This is a genomic window from Xylanibacter rodentium (genome assembly GCF_013166575.1).
Lineage (GTDB): Bacteria > Bacteroidota > Bacteroidia > Bacteroidales > Bacteroidaceae > Prevotella > Prevotella rodentium.
This window is the reverse complement of the sequence record NZ_JABKKE010000002.1, coordinates 184460-205362: the sequence shown is the minus strand read 5'-3', so window position 1 is coordinate 205362 and position 20903 is coordinate 184460. Positions and strand designations below refer to the sequence as shown.

Here is a 20903-nt window from a genome sequence, read left to right as displayed (position 1 = left end):
ATATTATTAATATAATACTAAATTTGTCAAATGACTGAAAAATCATTATTCAGATATCTCGTTCTGATAGTTATTACAATCATCTGCGGCACTGATGTTTTGTTTGCCGTTCCTGCCAAACCGGGGCTTATAACAATGATACAACCCGACGGTACAGAGATACAGGTACGTATAATAGGTGATGAAAATGCACATTATTACCTTTCGGAAGACGGTTATCTGCTTGTCAACGATAATAATACGTTTTATTACGGCAATGCCGACGCTTCGGGAAATATAGTGAATTCAAGGATAAAGGCGATGCCGTTGGCATCGCGTTCGGCAGAGGCTACGGGTTTTCTTCGCACTGTCAATATGGAAAAGGTGTACGCAGCTTTGCAGCGTCGTGACGCTGCACGTGCCAAGGTACGCCGCAGTGCGGTTCCGCAAAAATCACAGATAGGATTGTTTGATACGGGATTTCCATCGAAAGGCGAACAGAAAGGACTTGTAGTACTCGTGGAATATAAGGACGTGAAGTTTACTCATAATGATCCGTACAGCTATTTCAACCGTATGCTCAATGAAGACGGATTCAGTGACTATGGCGGTACAGGATGCGCGGCAGAGTATTTCCGTGAATGTTCGGACAATCAGTTCCGTCCTAAGTTCGATGTTTACGGGCCGATAACACTTTCCCAGAATATGAGTTATTATGGTGGCAACGACTATTCCGGAAACGATAAAAATCCGCAGAAGATGGCAATTGAGGCTTGTCAGCAGCTCGATGCTACCGTTGATTTTTCGGAATACGACCGTGACGGTGACGGGTTTATAGACAATGTGTTCATATTCTATGCCGGACGCGGCGAGGCAAGCGGAGGCTCATCCAATACTGTATGGCCCCATTCGTGGAATGTTACGGCGGCAGAGTATACCTCTTATATATTTGACGGTGTGCAGCTCGACCGTTATGCGTGCAGCAACGAATGGGAAGGCTCTCGTCCTGACGGTGTGGGAACTTTCATTCATGAATTTTCGCATGTCATGGGTCTGCCAGACCTTTATGCCACAAGCTATACATCGGCTTTCACACCCGGCGGATGGTCGGTTCTTGATCACGGCTCATACAATAACGGTGGATGCACTCCGCCGCTATATTCCGCATATGAGCGTTATTCGCTCGGATGGATTACACCGCAAGTACTGGACGGACCAGCCAGTGTCAGGCTCAACAGTATAGGTTCGAATCAGGCGTGCATCATACCTACGGGCGATGAGAATGAGTTTTTCCTCATAGAAAATCGTCAGAAGACGAGTTGGGATAAGTATATTCCCGGTCACGGTATGCTTGTATGGCATGTCGATTACGACGCTTACGTGTGGAGACAGAACACTGTGAACAACAATGCTGACCATCAGTATGTAGACCTTGAGGAGGCCGACGGCACGCAGACCGAATTTTCTCGTGCCGGTGATGCTTTCCCGGGAACAAATAACGTGACGTCGTTCACAGACGATACCAGGCCCTCCATGCGTACATGGAGCGGGGCAGGGTTAGGGCTTCCGCTGACTGATATATCTGAAGCAAACGGTCTGATTACATTTAATGTTGCAGGGGGAGTGGTGGTGCCCGACCCTGTCACGGCCATTGCCGCTACAGATATACACCCGGAGGGATTTACGGCACATTGGCTGCCGTCACGACAGTCCGGTAAGTATGAATTGTCAGTGTATAGAAAAATAGAAATGAATAGCGGTAGCGGCAATGTTATACTGGACAATGTGGCTGGCTATGATCATAAGAGTGTAGATAATGATACGTTTGCTGTGGTATCAGGCCTTGAGCCCGATGTCGAATATTTCTATGTGGTATATGTGAATGATAGAGGTGTCGTCAGCATGCCGTCAAACGAAATCAGCGTAACTGTAGGTTCTCCAGGATTCAAGCAGCGTATTCCTAAAGCGTTGGAGGCTACTTGTGTTTCCGGTACATCGTTTACTGCGAACTGGCTACCGTTGGAGGGCGCTGATAACTACGAAGTAAATGTATACAGCAAGGAAAAGGGTAATCCGTATCTGTCGGCAACTGATTTTACCGGCGGCATTGGCGCTATGCTTTCCGGATGGGAAACCAATACAACTCTTACATATGCCAATTCTGCATATTCCGGTGAGGCCATACCCTCGTTGCGTTTTGCTTTCAATGCCGCTTCGCTTACATCTCCGTTATTTGAAGACGATGTGCGTTCACTGAGCTTTTGGCATCGTGGCGTCAATGCCTCTGAGGGTAATCATCTGGTAGTGTCGGTCAATGTGGGTGCTGACGGATGGATGGATATTGCAGAGTTGGAAGTGGATAACGCTGCAGGCGGTACGGTCACAACAATTGACGATATTCCAGCCGGCACACGTATGGTACGCATATCTTATTCGAGGAAAGGTGTGGGTTCTGTGGCCGTTGATGATGTGAAGATAGAATGGGGTGGTGAAGTGTCGGTTGTGCCATTTGGCAGGTTCTATGCCGGTAATGTTGTCAGCATGCCTGTAACGGGGCTGTCGCCTGCTACAACATATTATTATACGGTTACGGCTACCGACGGATCGCTTTTCTCAAAAAAATCTAATGAGATTGCCGTAACCACGGATTCGAGCATAAACGATGGCATGGAAATGATGGCGGTTTCTTCGGTAATCCGTGCAGAGGGGCGGCGGCTTGTAATACCGGCAGGAGTCGACGTTATAGTGAGCGACATGTCGGGCCGTGTGATATGCCGTAAGATGCCGTCAGGCGCAGATTCGTCAGTGACACTTCCAGCCGGTGGAGTATATGTGATAAAAAGTGCCGGACACTGTTACAAGATAGTCGTGATGTAGACACAGTGCAATCAAGGGTATAATAGTGCAATTAAGATACAAGGAGGTGTAGGCCTCTCATATGCTTCATCCGGAATTAAAGGGGATTTCTTCCGGTGGAGTGAGAAAACAAAATAATCCCCACACTAGACTATAATGAAAAGATTGTTTACTATTGCGCTTATCGTGATGGTTACATCGCTGACATTCGCCCAGGCTCCTTTGGCAAAGAAGAAGGTTGCCTCCGTCAACAGATTGGAGCGGCTTGCCGATGTTAATGCTTTGGCCAAGAAAGCGAAGGAAGCGAAAGAGTTGAAGGCTGCGATGGCAGAAAAAGCCGCAGCCGCAGATGAGACGGCTTCTTCGGTGTTACGGAAAAGCTCTGTGAAAAGAGGCTTTTTCAACAGCGTTAAGGAGGGAAAGGTTATCGGTAACTTGCCGCTTGGAAGCTATCGGTCGGAGGTTTCCAACCGTCCTTACAGGTCAAGTGTCCGCAAGACCATCACTCAGGAGGGCAACGTAACTGTGACCACCGATGCCAACGGCATTATTCTTGACGTAGCAGGCGTTGAACCGAAGCTGTATCAGCGTGCCACTACCGGAACGGCCTATTTCAATAATAACGGTCAATTTGGTATTGCTTCACAGTCGGGAATGGTGACTATAGTTGAAGATGGTGCCAATGTTTATATCAAGAACCCCATTACCCGTTATACTACAGGAGCATGGGTGAAAGGAACGAAGAGTGGCAATGTCATCACTGTCTCAACCCGTCAGCCGTTGAATTATATTGCACAGTATGGTGCGACAATCAGTCTGCGTTGGGGATTTATCGGTTCAACCGATAGTAAGATACATGCGGCTGATGACCATGCAGAGGCTATTACATTCACTGTAGACGGTAATGTGCTCACTCTTGAAGGTACGACTGCGTTCGATGGAACAGCCGATGCCTATTTCATTGGCGCGTTTTGGGATGATGACAACTCGTTCTCCGGTTATGGTGATGCCGAAACCGTTCTGACATACGATCCTTCGTATGTAGCTCCTTCGACAGAACTCGTTACCCTGCCTGCCGGCGTGGAATACACAGGCTGGTATATGAATTGTGTTTCTTTATCAAATACCGGCGAGACTCCTGTCAAAAACCAGAAGGTGAACGTTGCTTTTGCGGGCAATGATGTTTATGTTCAGGGTATTTCCGCCGATTTCCCGGACGCATGGGTTAAGGGTACTATTGAAGGCACTAATATCAAGTTCGACAAGTTCCAGTATGTAGGCGATTATAGTTCATACAACTGCTGGTTAATCGGTGTCAATACGGAAGACGAATCAATTGAAGATGCCATAGCTACATATGACGCTCAGGCAAAGACAATCACCTTCACCAACTACGTGCTTGTCAATGCTGATGCATTCGAGATATATTATCTCAATTGGTTTGTCGATGTCGTTGTCAGCGCTGACGAACTTGTTTACCAGGAGCCTGTAATCACCGACCTGACCGCTGCTCTTCCATATACCAACACATTCGATACTGAAGCGGAGCAGGCGCAGGCCGCCATCTATGATGCCAATGACGACAAGAGTACATTTACTTTCGATGAGCACAGTACAACCAAAAGCAAGGTTGCACGTTATCGTTACAGTACAAAAAATACAGCCGATGACTATCTCGTGTTCCCTGGTGTAGAACTTAAGGCCGGTACAAAATATAAAGTGTCTCTTGACGCTGCTGCTTACGGCCCCAGCTACCCGGAGCGTCTTGAAGTAGTGGCAGGCAAAGAGGCGAAAGTATCACAACTTACAATTCCTGTAATAGCCGCCACAGTAGTCGCAGACAAGGAATTCAATACTCTCAGCAATGCCGAGTTTACAGTAGAAGAAGACGGAACATATTATATTGCCGTTCATGCCATCTCTGATATGAACCAATACTATCTGTATGTAGACAACTTCTCTGTATCGGAACTCGACGCTTCGGCTCCTTCAGAAGTCAGCGATCTTGATGTCGTTGCCGATGCACAGGGCGCAAACAAGGCTGTCGTTACGTTCACCGTTCCGTCACATACAGTCAGCGGCACTGCCATTACGGACAAAATCGATGTCGTAGTCAAGCGCGACGGAGAGGAAATCCTCTCAGAGGCAAAGACTGCCGGTGAGAATGTTGTCATCAATGACGAGGTTGATGCAGCAGGTTACTACACATATTCTGTGGCAACTTCTTATACCGGCCATTTCGGTAGCGCAGTAACGAAGAAAGTCTACATCGGTTATGATACACCGGACATCGTCAACAACATCACTGTCGCTGACAAGAGCGGTTCCGTTGCCATTGCATGGGAAGCTCCAGCCGGAGGTGCCGAAGGCTATATTGTCAATCCTGCGGACTACAAATATAATGTATATCCTGCTGAGATAGTGGAATTCTTTGGTATGCAATTCCCTATGGCAGACCATGAGAATCCTTATGCAACAGGTTTGAATGAGACTTCAGCCAATGTCGTGTTCGACACGAACAGCGGTGAGCATGGTTTCTCATACTTTGCTGTTACGGCCGAGAACACAACGGGAGAGTCTGACGATGCTTACGGTGCCGTTGTTACCGGTGCTCCTTATGAGATGCCTCTGTTTGAAACAGTTGCAAATGGCAAGTTGTCTTATTGGTGGGGTACTGCCGTTGACCAAACTAATAAGTTGTACGAAGGCGGTATCTACGTATCCCAAAATAGTTCTGACGGTGACGGCAGCTGTTTTGAGATGTATGCCAAGACAGCAGGATGGATGAATCTGCAGTCAGGTAAGATAGCTCTTGCCGGCACGGCAAATCCGACACTCACATTCGACTATTCGGCCGGTGGCGCAGTTCCTCTGACTGTTTCCATAATCACTCCGAATGACGTGAAAGACATTGCCACTCTCACGGCCGGTTCCAATTTCGCTCCGGCAACAATCTCTTTGGTTGAGTTTGCCAATGAAGATTGGGTACGGTTTGCAATCACAGGCACATTCTCCAAGAAAGACAGTGCATACATTGACAACATCCGTGTTTACAACATGTTGGACAACAACCTTGTTGCAAAAGGTATCACTGCTCCGTCCAAGGTGCAGGCCGGTGAGGATGTGACCGTAGCCGTTACTGTAGAGAATCAGGGCTCCAAAGCAGCCGATGCCTATACCGTAGACCTCTATTGCAACGACATCAAGGTGCAGTCGGTTCCCGGAACAGCTCTTGCAGCCAACGCCAAGACTACATTCACATTCACCGAGCAGACCAACGTGATGACAGCGTCGGAACTGGTATGGAAGGCCGTTGTGGAATTTGCCGATGACAACGACAAGAGCGACAACACCACTTCCACCGTCAAGACTGTTGTCAAGACGACCAACTATCCTGCCGTTACCGACCTTACGGGTGCTCAGAACGGTAACAATGTGAACCTCACATGGAGTGAGCCAGACATGAGCGCATTGGCAGTAGAACCTGTTACGGACAGTTTCGAGGACTACGAGGCGTTTGGAGTGAACACAGCCGGTGACTGGTCGTTTGTCGATGTTGACGGAAGTGTCACTTATGGATTTGAGAACATCCAATTCCCGAATATGTATTCCGAGATGGCTTATATCGTGCTTGACGGCAGTTATTCCTCTTTTGATGAGACATTCGCTGCTCATACCGGTAATAAGTATATGGCTTCGTTCGCTGCCGAGAAAGCTACTAATAATGACTGGATGATATCGCCTGAGCTGAGTGGCGATGCACAGAGAGTGTCGTTCTTCGCACGTACATATACAGCTCAGTATGGCGCAGAGTCGTTCGAGTTCTACTATTCTACGACTGGTAAGGACATTGCCGACTTCGTGAAAGTGGATGGTGTCGCTGAGGTACCGGAGGATTGGACTGAGTTCACGTTTGATGTTCCGGCGGGTGCCAAGTATTTTGCAATCCGTTGCACATCCGCTGACAGGTTTATCTTCCTTGTCGATGATGTCACATATACTCCGGCCGGCCTTTCAGCAGATGATCTTTCGCTCGTTGGCTACAACGTATATCGCGACGGTGTCAAGCTGACAGCCGAGCCTGTGGCTGAATCCGCTTATGTCGATGCATCCGTATCGGACGGCGAACACTCGTATGTTGTTACAGTTGTTTACGACAAGGGTGAGTCTGCTGCTTCCAATGTATTTACCATCGGTGTGGTTGACGGCATAAACTCTGTAATCAATGCTTCTGCCAAGGTTTCCGCTGTCGGCCGTATCATCACCGTTACGGGTGCCGAGGGTGAGCAGATGAGCATCATCACAGCTGACGGCAAGACTATCTTCGACGGTAAGGCTGCCGACGTGACACGTGTCAGCGTGAACGGAGGTGTATATATCGTGAAGGTTGGCAAGACCGTAACAAAGGCCGTTGTAAAGTAAACAGCTTTTTGTTGTAATCTTAACAGTTGTACAGACTGTATTCTTACTGCCGAATCCCAAATGGGGTCCGGCAGTTTTTTCTGTCTGTTTGTTTTGTTCTTTTCTTCCTTTGTACTATCTTTCCTCTAAAGAAAACCTTATTTTCTTTGTCCTGCCGGTGTATAATCTCGCGATTTTATTGTACATTTGCACATATTATGGAAAGACTTATTGACCTATATAAGAGCTGGGCCGGGGCGGAGCCTTCCGGTATCGAGCGTATTGCCGGGGCAGGCAGCAACCGTGAGTACTACAGGTTGTCGTCAGCCGACGGACTGTCGGTGATAGGAGTTATAGGAACGAGCCGTGACGAGAATCACGCTTTCATTTCGCTGTGCCGTCATTTCACCGGTCGCCAGTTGCCCGTGCCGTCAGTGCTTGCCGTGAGCAGTGACGAACTGCGTTATCTTCAGACCGATCTTGGCTCCGTATCTCTGTTTGACGCTTTGGCCGGAGGCCGTGCAGCCGGCGGTCGCTATACGCTGCATGAGCGCGAGCTGCTTGTCCGTACTATCCGCGAGCTGCCCAACATACAGATTCGCGGGGCGCGCGGCCTCGATTTTTCGCAGTGCTATCCGCAACCGGAGTTTGACATGGACAGCGTGCTTTTCGACTTGAACTATTTCAAGTATTGTTTTCTGAAAGCCACCGAGCTTGATTTTCACGAGCTGAAACTCGAAGCCGATTTCCGCCTTTTCGCCAAGGACCTTACGTCGGAGCCGGCCGACAGCTTCCTCTACCGTGACTTCCAGGCCCGCAATGTGATGCTCGATGTTTCGGGCAATCCCTATTTTATCGACTTTCAGGGAGGCCGCCGCGGTCCTTATTACTACGACCTTGCCTCGTTCCTGTGGCAAGCCTCGGCACGCTATCCGCACAAATTGCGCCGCGAACTTGTGAAAGAATACTATGAGGCGCTGAAGAACTATACGGAAGTACCGTCCGTACGTCATTTCGTGAAGCGGTTGAGTATGTTCGTCCTCTTCCGTACGTTGCAGGTGCTTGGCGCATACGGTTTCCGCGGATATTTCGAACAGAAGAGGCATTTCATAGAGTCGATACCTCCTGCCATCCAGAACCTGCGCGAATTGCTCGAACTCGACTGTTTCCCATATTCGTATATGACAGACATGTTGCGCCGTCTTACAGAGCTGCCGCAGTTTGCCCGTATAGAGCAACCGGTGCAAACGAGAAGCGACGGATATCGTACGGCAACCGTAAACGTGTACGATGCACATCCGCATGACGGTCCGGCAACGTTTTCCAAATACGACGGCAAGGGGCCGCTCGTTGTCCGTGTGTTCAGTTTTTCCTATCACAAAGGCATACCGGAAGATGAGAGCGGCAACGGCGGCGGATACGTGTTCGACTGCCGTTCCACGCACAATCCCGGACGTTATGAGCCATATAAGAAACTGACCGGACTGGACGAACCCGTAATCCGCTTTCTCGAGGACGACGGCGAGATACTTACTTTCCTCGAAAGTGTATATCGGCTTGCCGATGCCCACGTGCGTCGTTACATGCAGCGCGGCTTCACCAATCTGATGTTTTCTTTCGGATGTACCGGCGGACAGCACCGCAGCGTCTATTCGGCGCAGCATCTGGCAGAATATATCCACCGCGAATATGGCATAGAGGTGCATGTCTGCCATCGTGAGCAGGGCATAACCCAGGTGTTTGACCGCCGGCGGTGAAAGACATTATCTTTATTACGACTTTTCTTTACTTTAACGTATGTTAAGCGACATCAGAAGCGCGGTTTTCGCATAAGGCTCCGAAAACCGCGCTTTTTGCTTCAAAAGGGATGCGCTGATTATCAATACGTTACAGTAATGTGGCTTTGTAAAGAAAGCAGAGAGGGCCTTCCGGTTTTTCTGTTTCGGGAAAAATAAAATGCGTTTTTTTTCAGAATAATCTATACATACCGACAGCCTTTCGCTACATTGAAAATTCGGCAGAGACCCATCTGATTGAAAATAGGGAACGTAGAACTATTGTTGTTTTTGTCAATGGGATATAATGGTATGCGGTCAAATACAAAAGAAGTGTATCAAAAGCATAGTCTCTTCGGACCTTCCCCCCAAGGTCCGAAGAGACTATGCTTTTGATACTCTATCTTCAAAAAAAATCTCCATATGTTCGGTTTGAGCCGTTCTATTCGTTCGGGTTGATGTCCCATCCTATGGCACTGGCCCCGAGTACGGCTGCCGACGAGCCGTCAAGTCCGCTCACGAGGAACTGTGCCTTGCCTTTCATGAAGTTGAGCACATGGGCGTCGTATGCCTCGCGGATTGGTTTCATTATCAGTTCACCGGCCTTTACCAGTCCGCCGAAGAATATGAATGCCTCCGGACTGGAAAAAGCCGCGAAGTCGGCGCATGCTTCTCCGAGCATCTTGCCTGTGAACCGGAATATCTCGTTGGCCACCTCGTCGCCTTTTTCGGCTGCTATGCTGACGTCGAGTGATGTAATCTTCTCGGGATCGAGCTCGCGCAGCGACGACGGTTTGTCGCTCTTGGAGAGTATCTCGCGGGCCGTACGTGCCACTCCCGTCGCCGAGCAATACGTCTCGAGGCATCCCGTCCGTCCGCATCCGCATTGGCGTCCGCCTTCGCGGACCATTGTCACGTGGCCCAGTTCGCCGGCAAATCCGTCATGGCCGTAGAGCAGCTGTCCGTTGACGACGATGCCTGAGCCCACTCCGGTGCCGAGGGTGATGACGATGAAGTTCTTCAGACCGCGTGCCACACCGTAGGCCATTTCGCCTATTGCAGCCGCATTGGCGTCGTTGGTCATGGCCACCGGTATGCCCAGTGCCTTGCTGAACATGTCGGCCAGGGGCACTATGCCCTTGCCCCATACGATGTTGGGGGCATGCTCAATGGTTCCTTTGTAGTAGTTGGCGTTGGGTGCTCCTATTCCCATCGACTTTATATAGCCGATGCCGCCCACTTGGTCTATGATAATCTGTAGTGCTTCTACGGCTGCTGCCACATAGTCTTCAACATTGTCGAAGCCTTGGGTCTTGATGGCTGTGGTTGCTTTTATCTCTCCGCGGCTGTCCACGATTCCGAATACAGAGTTAGTTCCTCCAAGGTCCAGGCCTATGACATAAGGCTTTATTGCCGGTCGCTCGTTCATAATAGATATTGTTTTAAATTAATATTTAATGAATAATTGTGGCACAAAGTTAGAAAAAAAAGAAAACCGCCCAAAGATTTAAAGGTAAAAACTTGTATAATTCGCATAAATTTAGCAATTTTGCATCCATTATGCCGTTTCCGATACATATAAACATTCTGGATTTCATATTCAAGGGAATTCTTATCGGTATCATCGCATCGGCCCCGATGGGACCTGTGGGTGTGCTCTGCGTGCAGCGAACTCTTAACAAGGGACGCTGGTACGGGTTTGTCACAGGTGTCGGAGCGGCTGTGAGCGATATTTTCTATGCCGGTGTGACGGGGCTCGGAATGAGTCTTGTGGTGGATTTTGTAAACAATCAGCAGAACAGGTTCTATCTTCAGATTATAGGAAGTCTGCTGTTGCTGGCTTTCGGAATCTATACTTACCGAACGGATCCCACGCGCAACATCCGCCGTTCGGGAACAAGCAAGGGTACGCTCGTGCACAATTTTCTGACAGCATTTCTCGTGACGCTGTCCAATCCGCTCATCGTCTTCCTCTTTCTGGCATGCTATGCCCAGTTTGCTTTTGTGCTGCCCAACCATCCGTTCGAGATGTGCGTGGGCTTTATGAGTATCGTGGCCGGGGCGTTGTTGTGGTGGTTCGGTCTGACGTGGCTTGTCGACAAGATACGCGGCAAGTTCGATTACAACGGCATACGGCTTATCAACCAGGTGATAGGCTGGGTGGTGATGATATGTTCGGTGATAATGCTTTTCGGAACGGTGACCAACTTATATAGGTTTTTCTGATTTTAAGAATATGTATATTTCGCAGGATTTGAGAAAGAAGAACATAGCAGAGTATCTTCTGTATATGTGGCAGGTGGAGGACACCATAAGGGCCTTTGACTGTTCGTTGTCGAGGATTGTAAGGGAATATATATCCCGCTTTGACTATACTGAGGAGCAGAAGGAGGATATGGCCGACTGGTATGGCTATCTGATACGGATGATGAACGAGGAGGGATGTCGCGAAAGCGGACACCTGCAAATCAACAGGGTGACGATGATGCAGCTTGACGAACTGCACAAAAGACTGCTTGGCAGCACCCGTTTTCCGTTCTACAATGCCGAGTATTACAAGGTGCTGCCTTTCATAGTGGAATTGCGTAACCGTGGAGCCGACAAGACGGAGAGCGAGGTGGAGACGTGCTTCAACTCGCTTTACGGCACGATGATGCTACGCTTGCAGAACAAGCAGATAAGCCCCGACACGGCGCATGCCGTCAAGGAGATTACAACATTGGTCGGGATGCTGAACGACTATTATCTGAAAGACAAGGAGACTCCTCTGGAATTTGAATAGGGTGTTTTTTTTCACTGACAGCAATAATTATTCATAGCGATTGCGTCGAAAGGTCCGGCTATTGAAGATACGGACAGCCGGCGTGGTCTGTGTCCAATATCATATGAACAACGAAATAGAAAGAAGAAGGACATTTGCGATCATATCGCATCCTGACGCCGGTAAGACTACGCTTACCGAGAAATTCCTGCTCTTCGGCGGCCAGATACAAGTGGCCGGAGCGGTGAAGAGCAACAAGATAAAGAAGACAGCCACATCCGACTGGATGGATATAGAGAAACAGCGCGGTATCTCTGTGTCCACATCGGTGATGGAATTTGACTACGAAGGATATAAGGTCAACATCCTCGACACACCCGGTCACCAGGATTTTGCCGAAGATACGTTCCGTACGCTGACGGCTGTAGACTCGGCCATTATCGTGGTGGACAGTGCCAAGGGTGTGGAGACACAGACGAGAAAACTGATGACGGTGTGCCGCATGCGGAAGACACCGGTAATCATATTCATCAACAAGATGGACCGTGAAGGCCGCGACCCTTTCGACCTGCTCGACGAACTGGAGCAGGAACTGGAGATAAAGGTGCGTCCGCTGAGCTGGCCTGTCAATCAGGGAGTGAAGTTCAAGGGTGTATATAATATATATGAGAAGAAGCTCGACCTGTTCACGCCCGACAAACAGCGTGTCACGGAGAAAGTAGAAGTGGACATCGACAGTGCCGAACTGGATGCGCATGTGGGCGACCGGGATGCCGCCAAACTGCGCGAGGATCTTGAACTGGTGGATGGTGTCTATCCCGAATTCAACGTTGAAGACTACCGTTCGGCCGATGTGGCACCGGTGTTTTTCGGATCGGCGCTCAACAATTTCGGCGTGCAGGAGCTGCTCGACTGTTTTGTCGAGATAGCTCCGAGTCCGCGTCCGACAAAGGCCGAGGAGCGCATGGTCAGCCCCGAGGAGCCTAAGTTCACGGGATTCATATTCAAGATAACGGCCAACATCGACCCCAACCACCGCTCGTGCATTGCTTTCTGCAAGGTGTGCAGCGGGCGCTTTGTCCGCAATCAGCCCTATCTGCACGTGCGATTGGGCAAGACGGTGCGGTTCTCGTCGCCCACGCAGTTTATGGCCCAGCGCAAGAGTACCATTGAAGAAGCCTATCCGGGCGACATCGTGGGATTGCCGGACAATGGCATATTCAAGATTGGCGATACGCTTACCGATGGCGAACAGTTGCACTTCCGCGGCCTGCCGAGTTTCTCGCCCGAAATGTTCAAGTATATCGAGAATGCCGACCCGATGAAGGCCAAGCAGCTTCAGAAGGGTATAGACCAGTTGATGGACGAGGGTGTGGCGCAGTTGTTCGTCAATCAGTTCAACGGCCGTAAGATTATAGGCACTGTAGGACAGTTGCAGTTTGAGGTGATACAGTATCGTCTGGAGAACGAGTACAATGCCAAGTGCCGTTGGGAACCGGTACATCTGTACAAGGCTTGTTGGATAGAAAGCGATGATGCCGCCGAACTGGAGAGCTTCAAGAAGCGAAAATATCAGTATATGGCCAAGGACAAGGAAGGCCGTGATGTGTTCCTTGCCGACAGCGGGTATGTGCTGAGCATGGCCCAGGAGGATTTCAAGAACATAAAGTTCCACTTTACAAGCGAATTCTGAGCAGGCCGCAAGTGCGTGTTTGGATAAATTGCGAAACTATTGAATCAAATAAATGACAAGAGAAGAAGACATAAGACAGGCCGTAGAGACCATGCGTAAGGGCGGTGTGATACTCTATCCTACGGACACGGTATGGGGAATAGGCTGCGACGCGACCAATGCCGAGGCCGTGGCCCGTATATACAAGATAAAGCAGCGTGACGACTCAAAGGCCATGATATGCCTTGTGGACAGCGATGCACGTCTGCAACGCTATGTGCGCAATGTGCCCAACGTGGCATGGGAACTGCTCGACTGTGTGGACAAGCCGACGACGGTGATACTCGACGGAGCGGTGAATCTGGCTTCCAATCTGATTGCTGACGACGGCAGCATAGCCTTGCGCATAACCGATGAGCCGTTTTCAAAGGAATTGTGCTACCGTTTCCAAAAGGCCGTCGTGTCTACTTCAGCCAATATTTCCGGTGAGCCGGCGGCGCAGAACTATTGTGACATATCGCAGGATATTCTTGACGCCGTGGACTATGTGTGCTGGAGCCGGCGGCAGGAGCACAAGCCGCACACACCGTCGAGCATTATCAAGCTGGGTATGGACGGTGAGGTGAGGATAATAAGAAAGTAGATGACGGATATAACAATAGAAAGAGACTCGAAAACATTGTTTCAGCGGCTGCTTGAGTGGCGCGAGGAGCATATCAGTGAGAGGATGTTCATTCTGGTTCTCGCATTCCTTGTTGGCTTCTTTTCCGCTGTCGCCGCTTTCGTGCTGCATGGTTTGATAAACCAGATAGGTGCTCTGCTTACAGGTTCGTTCGACCGCTCTGCGGCCAACTGGCTTTATCTGGTATATCCTGTGGTCGGCATTTTCATCACGTCGTTGTTTGTGCGGTATGTTGTCAAGGACAACATCAGTCACGGAATAACACGCATACTGTATGCCATAAGCAGCAAGCAGAGCCGTTTGAAGGGGCACAACTGCTGGTCGTCGGTGGTGGCTTCGGCCATAACCATCGGTTTCGGTGGCTCTGTCGGCGCCGAGGCGCCTATCGTGCTGACGGGGTCGGCTATCGGCTCCAATCTCGGCAAGCTGTTCAGGATGGACAACAAGACGCTCATGCTTCTTGTAGGCTGTGGCGCGGCCGGTGCCATAGCCGGTATATTCAAGGCTCCTATAGCCGGACTTGTGTTTACTCTCGAGGTGTTGATGATAGACCTTACGATGGCTTCGCTCCTGCCTGTGCTCATATCGTGTGTCACGGCGACTTGCTTTACATATATTTTCAGCGGCTCTACAGCGTTGTTCTCGTTTCATCTCGACAGTGATTGGGTGATAGACCGTGTTCCGGCAAGCATTCTGCTCGGTATCGTCTGCGGTCTGATAAGTCTCTATTTCATACGTACGATGACCTTTTGCGAGGGTGTTTTCGCTCGTTTCAAAGACCGTCCTTATGTCAGACTTGTCATTGGCGGAGCCGTTTTGAGCCTGCTCATATTTCTTTTCCCCTCGTTGTTCGGCGAGGGCTACCGCGACATAAACCTTTTGCTTAACGGACAGTCGGAAGGCGACTGGAACGGCATTTTGCGCAACTCTATGTTTTCCGGTCAGGGCAATCTGCTGATAGTCTACCTCTCGCTTGTGCTGCTGACAAAGGTTGTGGCGACATCGGCCACAAATGGCGGCGGCGGTTGTGGAGGTACGTTTGCTCCCAGTCTTTTCATCGGATGTTTCGGCGGTTTTCTTTTTGCCCGTTTGTGGAACATTTACAATATCGGAGTATACATTCCCGAAAAGAACTTCGCATTGCTCGGCATGGCCGGCGTTATGTCGGGAGTGATGCATGCCCCTCTCACAGGTATATTCCTGATAGCCGAGATAACCGGTGGTTACAGTCTTTTTCTTCCATTGATGATTGTCAGCGTATGTTCGTATCTTACGATAAACATATTCGAGCCGCACAGCATCTACGGAATGCGTCTGGCCAAGCAGGGCAAGCTGATAACGCATCACACCGACCATGCCGTGCTTACGCTTATGAGTCTTGACAACGTGATTGACCGGCATTATATGTACGTTACGCCGGATATGGAGCTGGGAAAGATTGTAAACAAAATAAGTCTGAGCCGTTACGATATTCTGCCGGTGCTTGACCCGGCGGGCAATCTGCTCGGTGAGATAAACATAAGAAAGATACGTCATGTGATGTTCCGCACCGAGTTGTATCATCACTTCCGTGCCGAACAGCTGATGATGCCGCCTGCGGCAACACTTCGTGACGATGCTCCTATGACAGAGGTTATGCGTGCTTTTGAGCGGACACATGCCGATGGACTGCCGGTGCTCGACAGTGACAATCATCTGAAAGGGTATATTTTCCGTTTGCGCATGTACGGCATGTATAGAAAACTGGTGGCTGACATGAGCGAAGACTGATTTGTCTTATATAGAGTTTTATTGTATTCATTATTGTAATTAGTGTCGGGAACTGTTATGAAGAAAGAAGATTTGAGGATAGTGTTCATGGGTACTCCCGAGTTTGCTGTGGAGACATTGCGGGCTTTGGTGGACAATGGGTATAATGTTGTGGCGGTGGTGACACAGCCGGACAAGCCTGTAGGCCGGCACGGTAGCGTGGTGCAGCCGTCGGCCGTGAAGCAATATGCGCAGGAAAAGGGATTGCCGGTGTTGCAGCCGGAGAAGATGAAAGATCCGGATTTTGTCGAGATGTTGAGAGGATACCGGGCCAATTTGCAGGTGGTGGTGGCTTTCAGAATGTTGCCGGAGGTGGTTTGGAATATGCCTGAATACGGAACATTCAATGTGCATGCCGCATTGTTGCCGCAGTATCGCGGGGCCGCGCCTATAAACTGGGCCATAATCAATGGCGAGACACGTACAGGCGTGACAACTTTCTTCCTTGACAAGGATATAGATACCGGGCGTGTGATAATGCAGTTGCCGTTTGATATAGCTGATGATTACAACGTAGAGGATGTATACGACGGACTGATGCGCTTGGGCGCTGACATTTGTCTGCGCACGCTTGAGCGTATCGTCGGGAGTGACGGGCATCCCGCATCAATTCCGCAGGAGCAGATGGCGGGTGATACGGGGGTGCTGCATGCCGCTCCGAAGATATTCAAAGATACATGCCGTATCTGCTGGAATCGTCCTCAGAAGGCTGTTTACGACTTTATTCGCGGTCTCAGTCCCGTACCAGGTGCATGGACCATGCTTTTGCCGCCGTCGGGTAAGGCCACTGTGTTGAAGATTTATTCGGCATCGAAGACCGGCATGGCCTGTTCGGAGAATATTGGTACTGTTGTGGTTGACCAAAAGCAGATGTATGTGGCTACGGCCGACGGTATGTTGCGTATCGACGAACTGCAGCTTGCCGGGAAGAAGCGCATGCGTGCCACAGACTTTATCAACGGCCTGAACGAGGCCGGGGTATATATGGTGGAATAAATGAAACTTGAATAAAAAAGCATTCTATAGTATAATAAATCATGGTAATCCTCGTTTGATAGGTAGAAATACAGAATCATAAAAATCGTGGAGCCTATGACATATTTTACACAGGAAAGTCTTAACCCGAGTGAGAGAACAATAGATATTATCAAACAGATAGCTTATACCTATCGAGTAATTAAGATGGCCGACGGGACATCAATTCCGTTTTGCCTGAATTAGAATCAGTAACATGGCATTAGTTTCACCTTCTCTTCTCGCAGCCGATTTTCTTCATCTCGACAGCGAGATAGAAATGATAAACAGAAGTGAGGCCGACTGGCTTCATCTTGATGTGATGGATGGCGTTTTCGTACCCAACATCTCTTTCGGGTTTCCTGTGCTCGAAGCCGTGGCACAGCGGTGTATAAAGCCGTTGGATGTGCATTTTATGATAGTTCATCCAGAACAGTACATCGACCGTACGGCCAAGCTCGGGGCAATGATGATGAACGTGCATGTTGAGGCATGCCGCCACTTGCATCGTACCGTTCAGGAGATACATAATGCCGGCATGAAAGCCGGTGTTACGCTCAATCCGTCAACACCGGTGTCCATGCTTGAGGATATTATCGAAGATGTGGATATGGTCTTGATTATGAGCGTAAATCCGGGTTTCGGCGGACAGGATTTCATAGAAAATACCTTGACAAAGGTGGCACGTCTGCGTCGTATGATAGCCGGGAGCGGGTCGAAAGCCCTTATTGAGGTTGACGGTGGGGTGCATGCCGGCACGGCGCCGCGTCTGGTTCAGGCCGGTGTGGATGTACTCGTCAGTGGAAGCTATGTGTTCAGGAGCGCTACGCCTGAACATACTATACACGAATTGAGGGAATTGAAATAGGCAATTCCCTCAATTCGTATCGGCATCATGTTGTAGTTATGCCGGATTATATTGTTTTCAGCAATATATCGTGGCTTTTTGCCATGCGTCGCAGATTAAGTATTGCGTATCGCATGCGGCCGAGTGAGGTGTTTATGCTCACACCGGTGATGTCGGCTATTTCCTTGAATGACAGATTCTGGTAGAATCGCATGTATACCACTTCGCGCTGTGGAGCCGGCAGATTTTCCATCATGCATTTCACGTCATGCATTATCTGCTCGTTCACAATCTCGTGTTCGCGGCAACTGTCAAGCAACGATTCCCCTCTGAGATTGTTCAAGTCGTTGTCTTTTACAGGTTCGATGAGATGCTCGTTCTTTTGCTGGCGATACCAATCCATTATGACATTGTGGGCAATGCGTGTAATCCAATAGGAGAATTTTCCGGAGTCGATGTATTTTCCTTCCTTAAGTTTGGTTATCACTTTCACGAATGTATCTTGAAAGATGTCATTTGCGAGTTCTTGATCTCTGACAACGAACATTATATAAGTAAAGAGCTTCGATTGGTTGCGTGCTAATAATTCATCAAAGGCTCCATTGTTTCCTCCTGCGTATTGTAGGGCCAACTCTTCGTCGGTCATACTTTCGAATTTCTTCATACTTAATTATTTTTTATTAAGTAAACTCTTCGTCGATAGGCTTAGCGGTTTAAATGGATTATTATTAACACTTGGATGTTATGCTATTGCAAAATTATATAAAATAATCTGTATAGCCAAATAAATGACTGTTAAATTGGATGACTTTCTATGAATTGTCAGACACGGGAATAGTCAAATGTATGTCACTGTCAGGAAATGTTGATGGTAAAATACACGGTGGATAGGCTGTCGGGTGGTTATTGTGCATGGAATATTTATGTGAATGCGGATAAGAAATCATTTGTCTGCGATTTTGTATTAAATAATGTAATGCGATATCTTTTTTTTGTGTATATTTGTATCTAATTTCATAATATGGGGATTTAATAATTATCTAATGGCTGCTAATCAGTTAATTTTTTAAATAAGATATGATAGAACTTTTTGTGCCAGGCCGACTTTGTCTGTTTGGAGAACATACGGATTGGGCAGGGCATTATCGTACGATGAATGCCGATATCTATCCAGGTGCGGCAATTGTTACCGGAATAGAGCAGGGAATATATGCGGAAGTAGAGAGGGCGGCTGTGTTTGAAATGACAAGCGATGCACCTGAAATATCCGAAATATGGAACGACTTCTCTTGCCGGATGAATGATTCCGATTTGAAGCGTGTTGCCAAGTCCGGTTCTTTTTTCTGCTATTGTGCCGGTGTGGCCTCGTATATGCTTGAATGGTATAAGGTGGGTGGCGTGAAGATACGTATTAAGAAGATGACTCTTCCGATGAAGAGCGGATTGTCCAGCAGTGCGGCTATATGTGTGCTTGTGGCACGTGCTTTCAATTTGCTGTATAATCTGAAGTTGAACACAATGGGCGAAATGAATATTGCCTATTTGGGAGAGTTGCGAACAGCTTCACGTTGCGGCCGTCTTGACCAGGCTTGTGCGTTTGGTGTCAAGCCTAATCTTATGGCTTTTGATGGTGATGAAATAGAAGTACATTCACTAAAAGTGAAGAAATCCCTTCATTGGGTGTTTGCAGATTTGTGTGCAGAGAAAGATACGATAAAGATTCTTGCCGACCTCAACAAGTCGTATCCGTTTGCACAAAGTGCCGGTGACCGTATGCTGCATCGTGCGCTTGGTGAACAGAATCAGGATATAGTGAAACGTGCAGTCAGATATATGGCTGATGGAGAGGTAGAAGCATTGGGAGAGCTTATGACCGAAGCGGAGGAGTTGTTTGACCGTCAGATAGTCCCGATGTCAACCGCGCTTTCTTCTCCCAAGCTGCATCGTTTTCTGAGTGATCCTATGATTCGCCCGTTGGTGTATGGCGGCAAAGGAGTGGGCAGCCACGGTGACGGTTCGGTACAGTTTCTTGCACGCAATGCAGAGTGTCAGACGCAGCTTGTCGACTACCTCAACAGTCATGGGCTTATTGCTTATTCGTTTACGATACAACCTGTACGTACAGTGCGGCGTGCTATCATTCCTGTGGCAGGTTTTGGTACGCGGCTCTATCCGGCAACGCGTGTGCTCAAGAAGGACTTTTTTCCGATACCGTGTGCCGACGGGTTTGTGCGTCCTGTGATACTTATTCTATTGGAAGAACTTGTGGAAAGCGGAATTGAGGAAATTTGCATTGTTCTTGGTTCAGAGGATGAACGCCGGCAATACGCTGAATTTTTCGAAAGTCCGCTGACAGATGAGCATGTGCGCAAACTCAGTCCCCATTGCCGCGAATACACAAACCGTATACTTGACATCGGCAAGAGACTTACATATGTTTATCAGTATGAGAAACGCGGATTCGGCCATGCTGTGTATCAGGCTGTTGAATTTACCCGCAACGAGCCTGTTTTGCTGTTACTTGGCGATACGCTTTATCGAAGCTATGGCAATAAAACGTGTACGTTGCAGTTGATAGAAGAGTACGAACGGTGTAACAAGCTGATGGTAAGCATACATTCCATACCTGCGGCTGATGTGAGTCGTTACGGTATACTTAGCGGTGTATGGGAAGATAAGGAACGTTCCGTTCTTCAGGTTTCGATGATAAAGGAAAAGCCGAAACTCAGTTATGCCGAGGAATACCTTGGAGTGCCGGATGAGTGTGGAAAGAATTGCTTTTATTCTGTGTTTGGTCAGTATATCCTTACACCTGATGTATTTGAGCAACTAGCTGACGATATAAGGATGGCCGATAATACCGGTGAACACGAACGTGAGATTGAACTTACTTCCGCTCTTGAGGCTGTTCGCAAGCGTAGCGGTATGATAGGCTTGCGTATAGATGGAGAGATGTTCGATATGGGTAATCCTGAGGCTATGCGTAATGCCGTGCTTAATTTTTCTAAGTGAGGCTGTGTCAGATTTCGGTTCATTATGCTTATAGGGACATATCCTTGTATTTGTCGGTCCGATGAATGTTGAATATCAACATATTACAAGCGGAC

Annotated in this window: 13 protein-coding genes; 11 read left to right on the top strand and 2 right to left on the bottom strand. The window is 48.6% G+C overall.

Annotated features, from left to right (window positions below; genetic code table 11):
• Window positions 1-30: 30 nt before the first annotated feature.
• From HPS55_RS02440 to HPS55_RS02430, 3 genes are all read left to right on the top strand, one after another.
• Window positions 31-2856 (top strand): M6 family metalloprotease domain-containing protein, encoded by a 2826-nt coding sequence (locus HPS55_RS02440; protein ID WP_172176840.1) that lies wholly within the window; start codon window positions 31-33, stop codon window positions 2854-2856.
• A gap of 135 nt (window positions 2857-2991) precedes the next feature.
• On the top strand, window positions 2992-7257 hold the full coding sequence (locus HPS55_RS02435) for a CARDB domain-containing protein (RefSeq protein ID WP_172176838.1): 4266 nt from the start codon (window positions 2992-2994) through the stop codon (window positions 7255-7257).
• 197 nt (window positions 7258-7454) lie between these two features.
• Complete coding sequence (locus HPS55_RS02430) at window positions 7455-8993, top strand: RapZ C-terminal domain-containing protein (RefSeq protein ID WP_172176836.1); 1539 nt, start codon at window positions 7455-7457, stop codon at window positions 8991-8993.
• Between the two features lie 460 nt (window positions 8994-9453).
• On the opposite strand, the gene HPS55_RS02425 is transcribed toward HPS55_RS02430, so the two are convergent.
• Window positions 9454-10440 carry an ROK family protein gene (locus HPS55_RS02425; RefSeq protein ID WP_172176835.1) on the bottom strand — a complete coding sequence of 329 codons (987 nt, stop codon included), beginning with the start codon at window positions 10438-10440 and terminating at the stop codon, window positions 9454-9456.
• Window positions 10441-10571: 131 nt separating this feature from the next.
• Here HPS55_RS02425 and HPS55_RS02420 point away from each other — a divergent pair, with 131 nt between their 5' ends.
• The 7 genes from HPS55_RS02420 to rpe all read left to right on the top strand — a co-directional run bounded on the left by HPS55_RS02420 (window position 10572) and on the right by rpe (window position 17817).
• Window positions 10572-11237 (top strand): LysE family translocator, encoded by a 666-nt coding sequence (locus tag HPS55_RS02420; protein ID WP_172176833.1) that lies wholly within the window; start codon window positions 10572-10574, stop codon window positions 11235-11237.
• A 10-nt stretch (window positions 11238-11247) separates the two neighbouring features.
• The gene (locus HPS55_RS02415) at window positions 11248-11793 is read left to right on the top strand and encodes a DUF4924 family protein (RefSeq protein ID WP_172176831.1); all 546 of its coding nucleotides are present in this window, start codon (window positions 11248-11250) and stop codon (window positions 11791-11793) included.
• Between the two features lie 103 nt (window positions 11794-11896).
• Complete coding sequence (locus HPS55_RS02410) at window positions 11897-13465, top strand: peptide chain release factor 3 (protein WP_172176829.1); 1569 nt, start codon at window positions 11897-11899, stop codon at window positions 13463-13465.
• A gap of 52 nt (window positions 13466-13517) precedes the next feature.
• Window positions 13518-14087: an L-threonylcarbamoyladenylate synthase gene (locus tag HPS55_RS02405; protein WP_172176827.1), complete on the top strand. Its 570-nt coding sequence runs from the start codon at window positions 13518-13520 to the stop codon at window positions 14085-14087.
• Window positions 14088-15896 carry a chloride channel protein gene (locus HPS55_RS02400; protein WP_172176825.1) on the top strand — a complete coding sequence of 603 codons (1809 nt, stop codon included), beginning with the start codon at window positions 14088-14090 and terminating at the stop codon, window positions 15894-15896. It abuts the gene before it with no gap.
• A gap of 57 nt (window positions 15897-15953) precedes the next feature.
• Window positions 15954-16931, top strand: a complete 978-nt coding sequence (gene fmt, locus HPS55_RS02395) for a methionyl-tRNA formyltransferase (RefSeq protein ID WP_172176823.1) — start codon at window positions 15954-15956, stop codon at window positions 16929-16931.
• Window positions 16932-17166: 235 nt separating this feature from the next.
• Entirely contained in the window at window positions 17167-17817 is a 651-nt protein-coding gene (gene rpe, locus HPS55_RS02390; protein WP_172176821.1) for a ribulose-phosphate 3-epimerase, read from the top strand.
• A gap of 46 nt (window positions 17818-17863) precedes the next feature.
• On the opposite strand, the gene HPS55_RS02385 is transcribed toward rpe, so the two are convergent.
• On the bottom strand, window positions 17864-18460 hold the full coding sequence (locus HPS55_RS02385; protein ID WP_172176819.1) for a sigma-70 family RNA polymerase sigma factor: 597 nt from the start codon (window positions 18458-18460) through the stop codon (window positions 17864-17866).
• A 413-nt stretch (window positions 18461-18873) separates the two neighbouring features.
• Here HPS55_RS02385 and HPS55_RS02380 point away from each other — a divergent pair, with 413 nt between their 5' ends.
• On the top strand, window positions 18874-20808 hold the full coding sequence (locus HPS55_RS02380; protein WP_172176817.1) for a sugar phosphate nucleotidyltransferase: 1935 nt from the start codon (window positions 18874-18876) through the stop codon (window positions 20806-20808).
• Window positions 20809-20903 lie beyond the last annotated feature (95 nt).

Bases quoted from the DNA above. Each gene is read 5' to 3' on its own strand.
- HPS55_RS02420 (WP_172176833.1), top strand. From the start codon at position 10,572: ATGCCGTTTCCGATACATATAAACATTCTGGATTTCATATTCAAGGGA.
- HPS55_RS02440 (WP_172176840.1), top strand. From the start codon at position 31: ATGACTGAAAAATCATTATTCAGATATCTCGTTCTGATAGTTATTACA.
- HPS55_RS02430 (WP_172176836.1), top strand. From the start codon at position 7,455: ATGGAAAGACTTATTGACCTATATAAGAGCTGGGCCGGGGCGGAGCCT.
- HPS55_RS02425 (WP_172176835.1), bottom strand. From the start codon at position 10,440: ATGAACGAGCGACCGGCAATAAAGCCTTATGTCATAGGCCTGGACCTT.
- HPS55_RS02435 (WP_172176838.1), top strand. From the start codon at position 2,992: ATGAAAAGATTGTTTACTATTGCGCTTATCGTGATGGTTACATCGCTG.
- HPS55_RS02400 (WP_172176825.1), top strand. From the start codon at position 14,088: ATGACGGATATAACAATAGAAAGAGACTCGAAAACATTGTTTCAGCGG.
- HPS55_RS02405 (WP_172176827.1), top strand. From the start codon at position 13,518: ATGACAAGAGAAGAAGACATAAGACAGGCCGTAGAGACCATGCGTAAG.
- rpe (WP_172176821.1), top strand. From the start codon at position 17,167: ATGGCATTAGTTTCACCTTCTCTTCTCGCAGCCGATTTTCTTCATCTC.
- HPS55_RS02385 (WP_172176819.1), bottom strand. From the start codon at position 18,460: ATGAAGAAATTCGAAAGTATGACCGACGAAGAGTTGGCCCTACAATAC.
- fmt (WP_172176823.1), top strand. From the start codon at position 15,954: ATGAAGAAAGAAGATTTGAGGATAGTGTTCATGGGTACTCCCGAGTTT.
- HPS55_RS02410 (WP_172176829.1), top strand. From the start codon at position 11,897: ATGAACAACGAAATAGAAAGAAGAAGGACATTTGCGATCATATCGCAT.
- HPS55_RS02415 (WP_172176831.1), top strand. From the start codon at position 11,248: ATGTATATTTCGCAGGATTTGAGAAAGAAGAACATAGCAGAGTATCTT.
- HPS55_RS02380 (WP_172176817.1), top strand. From the start codon at position 18,874: ATGATAGAACTTTTTGTGCCAGGCCGACTTTGTCTGTTTGGAGAACAT.